General features: G+C 42.8%; 13 protein-coding genes. 6 read left to right on the top strand and 7 right to left on the bottom strand.

Translation table 11 applies throughout. The features are described 5' to 3' along the window. Positions 1–9: 9 nt before the first annotated feature. The 3 genes from truA to pdxB form a co-directional block, all read right to left on the bottom strand. Complete coding sequence (gene truA, locus PR766_RS00775; protein WP_036962966.1) at positions 10–825, bottom strand: tRNA pseudouridine(38-40) synthase TruA; 816 nt, start codon at positions 823–825, stop codon at positions 10–12. After that, positions 825–1,835 (bottom strand): aspartate-semialdehyde dehydrogenase, encoded by a 1,011-nt coding sequence (locus PR766_RS00770; protein ID WP_006660258.1) that lies wholly within the window; start codon positions 1,833–1,835, stop codon positions 825–827. Before PR766_RS00770 ends, truA begins: the two co-directional genes overlap by 1 nt. 71 nt (positions 1,836–1,906) lie before the next feature. Further along, entirely contained in the window at positions 1,907–3,031 is a 1,125-nt protein-coding gene (gene pdxB, locus PR766_RS00765; RefSeq protein WP_036978959.1) for a 4-phosphoerythronate dehydrogenase PdxB, read from the bottom strand. A gap of 273 nt (positions 3,032–3,304) precedes the next feature. On the opposite strand from pdxB, the gene PR766_RS00760 reads away from it, so the two are divergent. Then, positions 3,305–4,168 (top strand): hypothetical protein, encoded by an 864-nt coding sequence (locus PR766_RS00760; RefSeq protein ID WP_224050411.1) that lies wholly within the window; start codon positions 3,305–3,307, stop codon positions 4,166–4,168. 11 nt (positions 4,169–4,179) lie between these two features. Here the strand turns inward: PR766_RS00760 and PR766_RS00755 are convergent, their stop codons facing one another. Next, positions 4,180–4,977 carry an AraC family transcriptional regulator gene (locus PR766_RS00755; protein WP_006660255.1) on the bottom strand — a complete coding sequence of 266 codons (798 nt, stop codon included), beginning with the start codon at positions 4,975–4,977 and terminating at the stop codon, positions 4,180–4,182. 99 nt (positions 4,978–5,076) lie between these two features. Between PR766_RS00755 and PR766_RS00750 the strand changes: the two genes are divergently transcribed. Then, entirely contained in the window at positions 5,077–5,997 is a 921-nt protein-coding gene (locus PR766_RS00750) for a DMT family transporter (protein WP_006661348.1), read from the top strand. Positions 5,998–6,112: 115 nt separating this feature from the next. Here PR766_RS00750 and PR766_RS00745 read toward each other — a convergent pair whose 3' ends face one another. Then, positions 6,113–7,549 carry a sensor histidine kinase gene (locus PR766_RS00745; protein WP_006661347.1) on the bottom strand — a complete coding sequence of 479 codons (1,437 nt, stop codon included), beginning with the start codon at positions 7,547–7,549 and terminating at the stop codon, positions 6,113–6,115. Then, complete coding sequence (gene tctD, locus PR766_RS00740; protein WP_154636392.1) at positions 7,546–8,214, bottom strand: transcriptional regulator TctD; 669 nt, start codon at positions 8,212–8,214, stop codon at positions 7,546–7,548. Before tctD ends, PR766_RS00745 begins: the two co-directional genes overlap by 4 nt. Before the next feature lie 340 nt (positions 8,215–8,554). On the opposite strand from tctD, the gene PR766_RS00735 reads away from it, so the two are divergent. The 4 genes from PR766_RS00735 to PR766_RS00720 all read left to right on the top strand — a co-directional run bounded on the left by PR766_RS00735 (position 8,555) and on the right by PR766_RS00720 (position 12,995). Then, the gene (locus tag PR766_RS00735) at positions 8,555–9,529 is read left to right on the top strand and encodes a Bug family tripartite tricarboxylate transporter substrate binding protein (RefSeq protein ID WP_006661345.1); all 975 of its coding nucleotides are present in this window, start codon (positions 8,555–8,557) and stop codon (positions 9,527–9,529) included. A 12-nt stretch (positions 9,530–9,541) separates the two neighbouring features. Then, positions 9,542–9,973 (top strand): tripartite tricarboxylate transporter TctB family protein, encoded by a 432-nt coding sequence (locus PR766_RS00730; RefSeq protein ID WP_006660250.1) that lies wholly within the window; start codon positions 9,542–9,544, stop codon positions 9,971–9,973. A gap of 10 nt (positions 9,974–9,983) precedes the next feature. Beyond that, on the top strand, positions 9,984–11,492 hold the full coding sequence (locus tag PR766_RS00725; RefSeq protein ID WP_036966166.1) for a tripartite tricarboxylate transporter permease: 1,509 nt from the start codon (positions 9,984–9,986) through the stop codon (positions 11,490–11,492). A gap of 252 nt (positions 11,493–11,744) precedes the next feature. Further along, positions 11,745–12,995, top strand: coding sequence for a hypothetical protein (locus PR766_RS00720; protein ID WP_036975378.1), 1,251 nt, complete (start codon positions 11,745–11,747; stop codon positions 12,993–12,995). Between the two features lie 129 nt (positions 12,996–13,124). Here PR766_RS00720 and PR766_RS00715 read toward each other — a convergent pair whose 3' ends face one another. Beyond that, on the bottom strand, positions 13,125–13,451 hold the full coding sequence (locus tag PR766_RS00715; protein ID WP_154636391.1) for a hypothetical protein: 327 nt from the start codon (positions 13,449–13,451) through the stop codon (positions 13,125–13,127). Positions 13,452–13,546: the final 95 nt, after the last annotated feature.

Raw genomic sequence — 13,546 nt, 5'->3', positions numbered from 1 at the left:
TAACGACATTTATAGTAGATCATCTGCAAGAAATAGTGGTCCCATCACATTCTGTGGCAGGTCAAATTTTTCAGGATAATCCACGCTCACTAAATACAGTCCTTCCGCTTTGGCTGTTGCCGCTGCTTTCGTTCTATCTTTTAATTCCAGAAGATGTGCCATCCAATCAATATCTTGATTTCCGCAACCAATCTCCAACAAACTGCCAACAATGTTTCTCACCATATGGTGCACAAACGCGTTAGCTTTAATGTCCACAACTACATAGTTTCCGTGACGCGTCACATTAACGTGCATCACATTACGCCAAGGAGTTTTGGACTGGCATTGGACTGCTCTGAATGAGGTAAAATCACGCTCACCCAGTAGAGCTTGTGCCGCTTGGTGCATACGCTTCTCATCAAGGGGAAAATGAAAATGCGTTACGCCATTCGATAAAATGGCAGGACGATAACGATGATTAAAAATAACATAGCGGTATCGGCGCGCAGTTGCACTAAAACGCGCATGAAATTCATCATCCACTGGCTTACACCAACGAACCGCAATATCATCCGGAAGATGGGTATTCGTGCCCATCGTCCATGCGGCCTCTTTACGAATGGCAGAAGTTTCAAAATGTACAACTTGCCCAGTCGCGTGAACGCCTGCATCCGTACGTCCGGCGCAATTAACACTGATTGGCTCAGCCGCAATTTTCGATAGCGCAGCTTCAAGGCAGCCCTGTACACTTTGCACTTCTTGCTGACGTTGCCAACCGTAATAACGACTGCCGTTATATTCAATCCCGAGAGCAATACGATGCAGTTTTGGGGATTCCGACATCAGTAGTACAGCTCCTGAGCCAGTTTTTCTGCTGTCTCAACCGCCATCAGTGCACCGCCAAAACGTACGTTATCCGCGACTGACCAGAACTGTAAAACTTCCGGCATACCATAGTCATTACGAATACAACCTATGCTTAAAAAGTCATTGCCTGATGCATCAGTCACTTGAGTTGGATAATCACCCTCTTCTGAGACCTGAATATCATCAAAACGTTCAAACTCTTCACTCGCTTCTTCTGCGCTGACTGGGCGTAACGTTTCTAAATGCACAACTTGTGCATTACCGTAGAAAACAGGTGATTGAATAAAACTCACCGCCACAGGTAAACCGTCGTCTTGCAGCACTTTACGCACCTGCTCAACTAAACGGCGCTCATGCACAACACTGCCTTCAGCATCCGCTAATAATGGCAACATGTTAAATGCCAGCTGCTTACTAAAGCGTCCCTCTTCAGCGGGAATACCATTGAGTAAACGCGCGCTCTGACCAGCCAATTCATCCACCGCAGCCTTGCCGTAAGCTGACATAGACAGCATGTTAGTCAGGGTGATACGCCCTAATCCTGCCGCTTCAACCAATGGTTTAATTGACGTTAATAACTGACTAACATAGCTATCTGCGACAGAAATAATATTACGATTGCGATAATCGGCTAAAACTTGCGGGTTAACGCCTGGCACCACTAAAGGTACATCCGGCTCTAATGCAAAAACGCCGCTGTTATCGATAACGATACAGCCTTCTTGCGCCGCGACTTCAGCATACTGTACCGTGGCAGCTTCACCTGCTGCAAAAAAGGCGATCTGTGCCTGCGACCAATCAAAGTCAGCCACGTTTTGCACTTGATAACTTTTACCGTTGAAGCGAATGCTCTCTCCTGCACTACGCTCACTGGCTAGTAAATAAAGCTCACCAACGGGAAACTCTCTTTCTTGAAGTAGGGAAAGAATGCCTTCACCCACTGCACCTGTTGCCCCAAGTAATGCGATATTCCAACCTTCTGTCATGGTTTTTCCTCTAAAAAAATCAAAGTGAAACAAGCGCCAATAAGCCACTCATTTCACCTAAAAAATTGTGATTAAATTTTTGCGTTAAAGCCTAACTCATTCAGCAATTGCGCTGTTTGTTCGCTATCACACTGAACGGTAAGCGATGACCATTCGCGACGCTCTTGGTAATGTTTGCGTAATTTATCGAATTCACCGGGAATACCTGCGACTGCGCGCAGTGATGAATCATCACGACGCACATCATACACGAGATGAACTAATCTTTTGAGTTGGCTTTGCGTTAATTTACCATTGAAATTAATGCAATCGATATCTGGCTTCGGTAACAATGATGCGAGTGAAATGTGGGTAGGTTTACCCAAAAATTCACAATAGGCTTCAAACACTTGTGTTGTTCCACGCGCTTTACCTTCTAAGGTATAGCCCGCAATATGTGGCGTACCGATATCCACATACGCTAATAATTCAGTATCTAAATCTGGCTCAGGCTCCCAAACATCCAATACTACACTCAATGGTTTACCTTGCTCAAGTAAGTGTAATAACGCTTGGTTATCCACTACTTCGCCACGGCTGGCATTCACTAAAATAGTGCCATCACGTAAATTGGCGAGTTGAGAAGCGCCCATCAAATGGAATGTTGAATACTTTCCATTCATATTAAGCGGCGTATGGAAGGTTAAGATATCTGCCTGCTCTAAAACGGTATCGAATGAGACAAAGGCTTCTTGGTCACCATTGTCTGCACGAGGCGGATCACACAATACCGTTTTGACTCCCCACGCTTGCAAGCGTTTATACAGACGTCCACCCACATTTCCCACACCGATAATCCCTACGGTTTTATCGCGTAAATCAAAATTATCGCGTTCCGCTAGCATCAAGAGTGCTGAAAAAACATACTCAACGACGGCAATCGCATTACATCCCGGCGCAGAGGAAAATCCAATATTGGCTTCTGCAAGCCACTGGGTATCCACATGGTCAAACCCTGCAGTTGCCGTGCCGACGAATTTTACTGGCGTATTGCTCAGCAAGGATTTATTCACTTTGGTAATTGAGCGCACCATCAATGCATCTGCATCGTTAAGTTCTTGTTCTGGCACTGGACGCCCTGGCACTGCTTTAACTTCGCCTAGCTCACTAAATAAGGCTTGAGCATATGGCATGTTTTCATCAACCAAAATTTTCACGAAATTCGTCCCAATAAAATGTTTAGTCATGCCCGATTTGGCAGCCACACTATACTCCAAATCGTCGATGTGCTGAATCATTTACATGATAATGCGTTTTAACATGAAATCCAGAGTCTCGCAGGTAGCATTATTTAAATTTTCTCTTTGATTTAACAACGTTACAGACGAGTCTGACTACCTAATCTAATAGATTTCATGTTTAATCAGCAGCACTACATTAAACGTTATTCATTTTTCAGGAAGGCATTTATTTTGAAAGGCATATTGATTGTGAAAAAAGTATTATTATCGCTACCCCTAATGTGCTCGTTTTATGCCTATGCTGGCGAGCAAAACTGCTCGGCGGACACCATCGCCACCAATAACTTCAATAATTTTGTCTTTGCCCAAGAACGCCCTTTTAATGACTCATTAAAAGAGATGAATGTACTTATCACCAGCCAAGACGATTACATCAACAACACGGTTCAAACGAAGTTTGATGATTGTGGAGCCTTAATCGAGCTAACTGGTCATGAAGTTGTCAAATTCAGCATCCACGACAGTGTATCCGTCAAATCCATTGATATGAGCATGAAAAAAAATGGTAACGGTTGGGACTACAAGTCCGCATTTAAGCTGTCTGTTATTAATCAAGATAATGTTGAAAAAACCATTTTACAGCAAAAAATGAATGGGAAGTTTTTCACTGACCAGAATGGGAAAATAACCGAAGCCAAAGACTCTTCTTATACGACGACTCTCGATAAAGAGCGCATGTTAACAAGAGCAGTAACACATTTTTTAACTGATGATAAAGGACGATTATCTGAATCCAACCGAGTCAGTACGCTCGAAAATGATAGTGTGAAAACAACCTTCTATTATGATACGAAAAATCGCTTAATTCGCATGCAATCTGATTCAACCGTCGAAGAGTTTACCTATGGTGATGATGACAGACCGTTAACCAAAAAAACCATTGAAGAATTTTTTACCACCGAAACAACTGTGACGACCTGTAAAAGCTGGAATAAGTTCGGAAGATGCACTGATGCAGAACAAACTATAACTACGTTAATTAAAGATGAGCACGGAGGGAAAGATAGCGTGTACAACTACCACGCTAATATCAAATACGATTATGTATATTGATTTTTCCGCAGCTATGGGGCCAGCTCTTTCATCCGAAACCGGTCAGGAGTGACCCCTGAAATTTGCTGGAACATGGCGATAAATGCGGATGCGGAGCTATACCCTACATCGAGCGCCACTTCATGCACACTCTTGCCTTTGTCCAATCCAGCAACTGCATGTAAGTAACGTAGTCGCTGACGCCACTCGCTGAATGACATGCCTAACTCTTGCTGACAACGACGAGATAATGTGCGCTCCGAGGTATAAAACCGTTTAGCCCACTGTGCTAGCGTTGTGTTATCCGCAGGATCTTGTTGCAATTCGTTTAAAATAGGAGCCAGAAATTTATCTTTACTGGTCGGTAAGTAGGTATCTTGGCATGGCGAAATCGCAAATTGGTCTATCAGAACCTCCCCCAAACGAATATCTTGTGCTGTTTCAGGTTGTACAATTCCCCGTTGATACATATCTGTCATGATTGTGTGAAAAATCGGGCTTAATCGGACAACACACGCCTTATTGGCGAGCCTAGGGGTATAGGCTTTAGCAAAATCAATGATACGAAACTTTACGCTCTGTTTATTAAAGCTCGCATGCTGAGTATTCGCAGGGATCCAGATGCAAAATTCTGGGGGCGCCATATAATGCTTCCCTTCAACTTCCATTTCCATAATTCCGCAGACCACATACAGTAACTGACCAAATGTATGGGAGTGGGATTTGTACTCAGTTTGTTGGTTAATCTGCTCATGGCGCAACGCAATGAATTCAGGCTCAATAATATTGCATTCATTAATTTGCAGTACATCATTCTTTAAATTATTCATCGGCTGTCTGAAAAACGTTATCGATTGTCTGAATATCAGTATATATAATATTTCGGACAGATGTATACTCCTCTGACTGATTTAGGGAGAACGTTGTTAATGAAATATTTCCTGTTTCCGCTCGTCGCGGTGTTGTTATGGTCTGTCAATGCTATCGTCAATAAAGCAGCCGCAAGTGCTATTGACCCTGCAGCTATCTCATTCTATCGCTGGGCATTGGCCTTTTTAGTCATGACTCCATTTGTTCTGCGCTCGGTATTACGCCATGCCAAAATTGTTAAGCAACATTGGTGGCAATTGGCTATTTTAGGTGCTTTGGGAATGATGCTGTATCAAAGTCTGGCTTATTACGCCGCGCACACGGTCAGTGCAACATTTATGGGCGTGATGAACTCATTTATTCCACTGCTGACCGTCGTCATTAGTATTTTTGTTTTGCGCGTGATCCCAACAGTTGGGATTGTTGTCGGTTCCGTTTTATCATTGTTTGGTCTGGCTTGGTTAGTCAGTCAAGGGCATCCGAGTTCATTACTTGATAATGGGTTGGGTCAAGGTGAGTTACTGATGATCGTCGCGTCAGCCGCTTATGCCTTGTATGGCGTATTAACCAAACGCTGGGCGATTCAACTCTCCAGCTGGGATTCACTCTATGTACAAGTGTTCTTTGGGGTATTGCTATTAATTCCTAACTTCTTAATGGCAGACGATGTCAGTCTTAACCGCGATAATATCGGGTTAGTCCTGTTCGCTGGGATTGCGGCATCCATTCTTGCTCCAGCCATGTGGATTCAAGGTGTACTGCGTTTAGGGGCCAATACAACCTCTATCTTTATGAACCTTGCGCCCGTTTTTACCGCCATTATTGCTGTCTTCACGTTAGGTGAAGAACTAAAAAGTTATCACCTCATCGGCGGTGGCATCGTGTTACTCGGTGTGATGTTAGCCCAACAGCTACGTACACCGCTTACTCAAGTATTCACACGTAAGAAAAAGGCGTTGGCAGAAGATACTTGTCAGTAAGTGATATCAATTAAGTAAGTACCGTAAAAAACCCTATTAATTCTAAAAATTAATAGGGTTTTGTTTATTTGCATTTTTTCATCGCCCTGTCCCCGATGAACGACTTAAGGCATTTTCACGTCTTCCTCGGTGCCCGACTCACTTTCAAAGTAATACGCACTAGCAAGCCGCCAAGCTGGTCACTTTTTAATAACTGCAATTCTGAACCGTGGTAGCTAGCGATATCTTTCACAAGAGCCAAGCCTAGTCCTGAACCTTCCAGCCCTTTTGCATTATTTAAGCGCCTGAAAGCTTTTAATGAACGGTGAATATATTTATTCTCAATACCGGGTCCCGAATCTTCCACTTCCAGCGTTACCATCGATTGCTGAGTCTCATCGGTGACAATACGCACCGTTACCACCCCTTTCTCTGGCGTATATTTAATCGCATTATCAATCAAGTTCGCACACATTTCCGCCAGTAATATCGCATCACCTTTAACCCAGCAATGTTCTAATCCTTCATAACCTAAATCAATCTTCTTGCTTTCTGATTTTCCTAAACGAGTAAAGCAGACTTGTTGGACAATATCGACCAAATTAACGGCACGATAGAGCCTAATAGCCTCTTTTTCATGCTCTTTCAAACGAGAAAGTTGCAAAAGCCGATCAGTCAAAACGATGGTGTTATCTAATGTTTTGTTAATGGCTTGCAAGCTTTGCTGCTTTTGGTGTTCATCCTCACTATTAAGGGCCACAGAAACTTGGGTTTTTAATACCGTTAATGGGGTTTTTAATTGATGAGATGCATCCGCACTAAAGCGTTCTTGGCGTTTTAACATCCGCTTTAACCGTTCCACATAGCGATTCAGTGCATCCACTAATGGCGATAACTCAGACCATGGCAGTACATTGGGAATCGGGGTGAGATCATTCGCCGCGCGCCCTAACATCAAATTAGAGAGTTTCTTCAGTGGAGTTAATAATTTACGTAAGAGTAAATACGCCAATATCAGTGTCACAACAACGACAGTACCTTGGCTCATCAGTGCAGAAATAAGCAGTTGGTTGGCGAAATCTTGCCGCGCATAAACAGTTTCGGCGACGCGGATCTCCACCATGCCTTGTATTCCACCTTCATTGATCGGTTGGAAAAATGTCGCGACACGAATGGGTAGACCCCGATATTCGGCATCGTAAAAGTAGACAAGAGCGGTGTAATGTTGGGAGCGCATCCAATAAGGCGGGATTGGCGGTAAATCATCATAGCCCGAGATCGTTTCCCCATGAGGAGCGATCACTTGATAAAACAGGCGGTCATTGTTGTTAAGCTCAAAGCTATCAAGCACTACATAGGGAACATTCACTGAGAGATGTTCATCAACGACCTGTAAGCGTTCCGCAACCGTTCTGGCTGATGCAAGCAACGTTCGGTCATAAGCTAAATTTGCCGCATTCTTAGCGCTGTAATAGTGGGTATAAACCGAAAAACTGCCCAATAAAATGAGGGGGATACCGAAAAAAAGCAGTAACTGATGAAAGAGAGAGCGTGGATGAGAGACTAATTTCATACACTACACTGCTCTAATCGGTATCCCAATCCACGTAAAGTATTGATATTCACATCTGAGCCCGCAAGCTTTTTGCGAACTCGGTGAACATAGAGCTCAATACTTTGTAAATTGGCTTCATCTGACAGTGAAAATACCTGCTCAAATAATTGTGTTTTTGAAACAGGTCGCCCTCTGCGATGAAAAAGTGTGTTCAATACCGCATATTCCCGCGGTGTTAAGCCTAATGGCTCCATTTTCAGTGAAAAGTAGCCTTCTTCGTGAAAACAAAGATCACCAAAACATTGGGATTCATTAATATTTCCATGGCTACGGCGTAATAACGCACGAATTCTGGCTTCTAACTCAGCAATATCAAAAGGTTTGGTAAGATAATCATCCGCCCCCGCATTCAGCCCTTTTACACGATCAGCAACATCAGAATTCGCTGTCAGTAGCAGCACCGGTGTTTCTTGGTGACGCTTACGCATCTGAGCTAACACGTCTAAGCCATTCATTCTTGGTAATGAAACATCTAATACGACTAACGAATAATTTTCAGTCTGTAATAGCTGATCCGCAATATAACCATCACTCGCAATATCCACAGCAAAGCCAGATTCTGCTAGGGCTTTCTGTAACCACAATGACAATTCATCATGGTCCTCAACCAATAACATTCTCATCAGTCGCCCACTCATTATGATTATTTATGCGTATAAGTTGGCACTCTATCGATTGAATGAAAAGTGTTAAACGCAATTTTTACCGAAGCTATCACAACAATCCTTCGTTAACTTACTGCCACCAATAGAAATTAACATTAAATTAACATAATTAAGAAGCGAAAATATAAAACAATCTGATATGTATCACATAAAAATAATTTTATTTGTTAATGAAAGGTAAATGAAAGGTTCACCGTTCAATGATGAGTGGCGAACACACATTGTCTACAATCACACCAATAACGACATAACTGACAACAACCAAGTAACTTAATTATTGTCTAGTGAGGAATAAAGCATGAAGAAGTTCACAATCAGCACCTTAGCAGCAACGATTTTTTTAGTTGGCATTAACCAAGCAATGGCTTTGCCTGAAAGAACAGAATGTATTGCCCCTGCCAAACCTGGTGGTGGTTTTGATTTAACGTGTAAGCTGGTGCAAGTCTCTATGCTAGAAACTAAAGAGATCGAAAAACCAATGCGAGTCACGTATATGCCGGGTGGGATCGGTGCCGTCGCCTACAATGCTATCGTCGCTCAGCGCCCTGCTGAACCGGGAACTATCGTGGCATTCTCTGGTGGCTCACTCTTAAACCTCGCCCAAGGTAAATTTGGTCGCTACAACGAGAATGACGTACGCTGGCTAGCCAGTGTGGGCAGTGACTATGGCATGATTGCCGTACGCGTTGACTCCCCTTATAAAACTCTCGGGGAGCTGATGGACGCCTTCAAAAAAGACCCCAACAGTATTGTTTTCGGCGCAGGTGGCTCAATTGGCAGCCAAGATTGGATGAAAACGGCGCTGCTTGCTAAAGCTATCGACCTCGACCCTCGCAAAATGCGCTATGTGGCCTTCGAAGGTGGCGGTGAAACGTTAACGGCACTCTTAGGCAACCATGTTCAGGTCATCTCTGGAGATATCAGTGAAATGACCCCGTATATCAGTGATGGAAAAATTCGCATTCTGGCCGTATACGCGGATAAACGCTTGCCTGACGGTTTAGCCAATATCCCAACCGCCAAAGAGCAAGGTTATGACATCGTTTGGCCGATTATTCGTGGGTTCTACATGGGACCTAAAGTCTCTGATGCAGATTACAACCAATGGGTTGAAGCCTTCCAAAAACTCCAACAAACCGACGAATTTAAAAAACAACGCGACCTACGCGGTCTGTTTGAATACAACTTAACAGGACCAGAATTGGATGCTTACGTGAAAAAAGAAGTTGAAAATTATCGTGAGCAAGCCCGTTCCTTCGGATTAGCGAAATAACGGAGTCATTCCATGAGCCAACGCATATTTGCCATAGTCTGGCTGATACTGTGTGGGATCGGGTTGTATATCGGCTGGGGTATCCAAAGTGAGTTTACTTACGAACCACTGGGTCCCCGCCCTTTCCCGATAGCCATACTGTCCTTAATGACCTTATGCGCTCTTGCACTCTTATTCGGTCGCCAAGAGGCGGTTGAATGGCCAAAACCGTATGTTTTACGCCGTTTAATCTTGTTAATCATTGCATTAGTGATTTATGCATGGGCATTTGAATGGTTAGGTTTCCCATTAGCAACCACATTACTAACCATCAGTGTCGCCTTGTTATTTGGCGCAACACCGATTGCCGCCCTGATTTCAGGTCCGATTCTTGGCATTTTGCTCTTCTATGCCTTCGACAAGTTACTTGATGTCACATTGCCAATCGGCGAACTTTTTAGCTAAGGAGAAAAGTATGGAAACGTGGATGTATTTATCTCAAGGCTTTGAGGTGGCGCTGATCCCTCAAAATATTATGATTGGGTTGATTGGCTGTTTTATCGGTACGATTGTTGGCATGTTACCGGGTCTCGGTCCTATCAATGGTGTTGCCATCCTATTACCGTTAGCGTTTGCCCTAAAGCTCCCCGCAGAATCTGCGCTAATTTTATTGGCAACCGTCTATTTAGGCTGTGAATATGGTGGGCGTATTTCTGCAATTTTATTGAATGTACCCGGTGATGCCGCGGCAATTATGACCACATTAGATGGTTATCCGATGGCAAAAGAAGGCAAAGGCGGCATTGCGCTGTCTATTTCCGCCGTCAGTTCATTTATCGGTTCCACGATTGCGATTGTTGGGATCATTTTATTTGCACCTTTATTGGCACAATGGTCTCTCGCATTTGGTCCCGCTGAATATTTCGCGTTGATGGTATTTGCTATCGCGTGTTTAGGCAGCATGATGAGCCAAAACCCCGTCAAGTCGCTGCTCGCCGCCCTGATTGGATTGGCGCTAGCCACGGTGGGTGTCGATGCCAACTCTGGGGAATACCGTTTTACATTTGATAGTGTCAACTTATCCGATGGCGTCCAATTTATCGTCGTGGTCATCGGTCTGTTCTCCGTCAGTGAAATTCTGTTAATGCTCGAAGGAACCGCTACGGGGCAAGGCTTGATCCGCAAAACCGGTCGAATGCTATTCAGTAAAAAAGAAGCAAAAGCTTGTGCGGGTCCGACATTACGCTCGTCATTTATTGGCTTCTTTGTGGGCATTTTGCCGGGTGCAGGAGCAACTATCGCCAGCGCCATTACCTATATGACAGAGAAAAAGATTGCCGGTGATAAGGGTACGTTCGGTGAAGGGGATGTTCGTGGCGTCGCGGCCCCTGAAGCAGCGAACAATGCTTCAGCCTGTGGTTCGTTTATTCCCATGCTAACGCTTGGGGTTCCAGGCTCCGGCACGACTGCTGTCATGATGGGTGCACTAACGCTGTACAACATTACACCGGGTCCGGGGATGTTCACTGAACAACCGCATATCGTATGGGGGCTGATTGCTGCACTGCTGATTGCCAACGTGGTGTTGTTGGTCATGAATATTCCGCTGATCGGCTTGTTTACACGTATGCTCACAGTGCCATTGTGGTTTTTAGTTCCGGCGATTGCCTGTGTCTCTGCGGTCGGGGTTTATGCCGTACACAGCACCACATTTGACCTACTCCTGATGATGGGACTTGGGGTATTCGGGTATATATTGCGGAAGATGAATTTCCCTCTTTCCCCGCTGATCCTCGGGTTCGTTTTAGGTGAGATGCTCGAGCAAAACTTGCGCCGCTCACTGTCTATCAGTAATGGCGATTTCAATATTCTGTGGAGCAGCACTATTTCGAAAAGTTTATTAATTTTAGCGATACTGGTTCTGGTGCTACCACCTATCATTAAATTAATCCGCAAGCGCCGTCACCATACTGCTCAAGCATAATTCCAACTGTACGTTATGACTGTCAGATTTCGCCCCATGAACATGGGGCTTTTTTTTTAAATATTAACTTTATCGTTCAATTAAATCTGCTTTCTCTATTTCTAGCGCTATTTTCTTTTAAACTAAACTTTCTTATCTCACTATTCTGTATATTTAACTCTAAATCTCGAAACCTATATTGATTACTTCTTTTATTAAAAATAATAATCAATATAATGCGCCCTTCATATTTATTATTCACAAGGAAATAAAGTGTCAACTGAACTAAGATGTGAACAACCAAATCAAGGAGCTCCAAACTTCATTTTTATATTATTAATGATCATTGGTATACCTTGTATTCTTTTCCCTGCTTTAACCCTATTTATTATCCCTCTTGTTATTTTCAGTTCTTTTTGTTTCTTTATTCATTACTTATATTCTGAAGGGCATTTTTCCGAGATACTTTCAGGGATTGTGATAGGGATCATCATTACAGCTGTAGCCATGATCATTCCTATTGTCGGTCCAATAATCTTAGTACTTTGGATTATATATAACATTGCTAAAGCTGTTGGCAGTATTAAAGGTTTAGTTCCAGATGCCATCATCAGTATTTTACTTGTAGCAAGTTTACTCATACCGTTCATTTTAGACGTAAACCGATCTCCTTACCGCCATGACAATGATCTACCTGAAAGAATAGCTTGCGCTGCCACGTATATTATTATTTCTGCGGTTTATTATTTCAGAATGAAAAATTATCCGATGACAACAAAAGATTACCTTTTTAGGTTCTCGATTTTATGGATTTCTGGTCCATTAATTATGTTGTTAATTATGATGATTGCAATGTCGATAAAAGCCGCGTTTAGAATTACGGTCAATACAACATTAACGCCAACGACAGTGACACAAAACGTCTCAGCACATATGAGAGGCGAAACGTTGGTTAGCGCTTATACGCGAGAAGTCACTCGCAATATCGCAACAACTACAACACATGTTCTTCCCGGTGCTGGCGCTGTAGCGGCATCAGTATTAGGACAAGTTGCACCTAAAATTGATCAGAGTGAATCAGAATTAATAGCGGAAGCCTTACCTATTAAAGATCATGAATTTTTGCTAGATAATACTTACCAAACTAACACTGACCATAATTTTTATCGCTATGATGATTTTGATGACAAAAAAATCAATAATTTTGTTCAATGTGCTAACGCCAAATTTCCTAATCAACATATTAATAAAAATGACATTCTATTTTATTACAATGAAACACTGTTTGGCAGTGGTGATCATGGCGTCATTTTAACATCTGAGTATGTGTGTTGTTCACTAGGTAGATTATATGAAAGCTTTATTATTAACTATGCCGATATCAAACATGTCAGCATAAAAGGTTCTTTTAATAAAACGATCACAATCCTTAGCCAGCAAAAGAAAATGCACAAAATTGAGCTCACACAGTCAAACAAAGGTGCGATAAAGCTTTATGAATTAATCAGAGAGTTTAGTTTATAATGCTTACATTCATTTCGTCCAAATACGCTCTTTGGTACATGTAAACACAGTTTTTATCAGTCAATTACTTAAGCATAATTGACTGATATATAATTAATAAAAAACCGCTTTCGCGGTTTTCTTTTCTAATCATTCATTTTCCGGCTTTGGATAACCCTGCTCGCGTAGCCATTCACGCCCCACATCAATGGTAGGAGTCTGCACTATAAACACAAATAATGCACCGATCATCGCCCCTAACAGCGCTCCGCCAAGAAAACCGCCTGAAAAGAAACCAAAGAAAAACAACATAAAGGCTAATACGGCAGAAAGTAAAACCGCGAGTCCCGTAAGCTTCCAATATTTAGCGCCCATACGCTTTTTGCCTTCTTTCAAACATTGACGAAACAGGCGTCCCTGTTCTTTTCGCTCTTGTCCTTTTAATTCAGGAACACTTTTTGCCGTCCAATACGCCATTTTATCCACCTAGCTTTATGATTGAATTATTTATCGTGTATTTATACGCATTTTAATGATTTGATTCTCGTGGATAACTCTGATAAATCATCATA

This window comes from Providencia sp. PROV208, from assembly GCF_028479465.1.
Taxonomy (GTDB): Bacteria; Pseudomonadota; Gammaproteobacteria; order Enterobacterales; family Enterobacteriaceae; genus Providencia; species Providencia alcalifaciens.
This window is presented reverse-complemented; position numbering and strand designations above follow the sequence as displayed.

What these genes read in the sequence shown, in the direction of transcription:
- PR766_RS00730 (WP_006660250.1), top strand. Translation starts at nt 9,542, where the DNA reads ATGAGCCAACGCATATTTGCCATAGTCTGGCTGATACTGTGTGGGATC.
- PR766_RS00745 (WP_006661347.1), bottom strand. Translation starts at nt 7,549, where the DNA reads ATGAAATTAGTCTCTCATCCACGCTCTCTCTTTCATCAGTTACTGCTT.
- PR766_RS00725 (WP_036966166.1), top strand. Translation starts at nt 9,984, where the DNA reads ATGGAAACGTGGATGTATTTATCTCAAGGCTTTGAGGTGGCGCTGATC.
- PR766_RS00735 (WP_006661345.1), top strand. Translation starts at nt 8,555, where the DNA reads ATGAAGAAGTTCACAATCAGCACCTTAGCAGCAACGATTTTTTTAGTT.
- PR766_RS00750 (WP_006661348.1), top strand. Translation starts at nt 5,077, where the DNA reads ATGAAATATTTCCTGTTTCCGCTCGTCGCGGTGTTGTTATGGTCTGTC.
- tctD (WP_154636392.1), bottom strand. Translation starts at nt 8,214, where the DNA reads ATGAGAATGTTATTGGTTGAGGACCATGATGAATTGTCATTGTGGTTA.
- PR766_RS00755 (WP_006660255.1), bottom strand. Translation starts at nt 4,977, where the DNA reads ATGAATAATTTAAAGAATGATGTACTGCAAATTAATGAATGCAATATT.
- PR766_RS00770 (WP_006660258.1), bottom strand. Translation starts at nt 1,835, where the DNA reads ATGACAGAAGGTTGGAATATCGCATTACTTGGGGCAACAGGTGCAGTG.
- truA (WP_036962966.1), bottom strand. Translation starts at nt 825, where the DNA reads ATGTCGGAATCCCCAAAACTGCATCGTATTGCTCTCGGGATTGAATAT.
- PR766_RS00715 (WP_154636391.1), bottom strand. Translation starts at nt 13,451, where the DNA reads ATGGCGTATTGGACGGCAAAAAGTGTTCCTGAATTAAAAGGACAAGAG.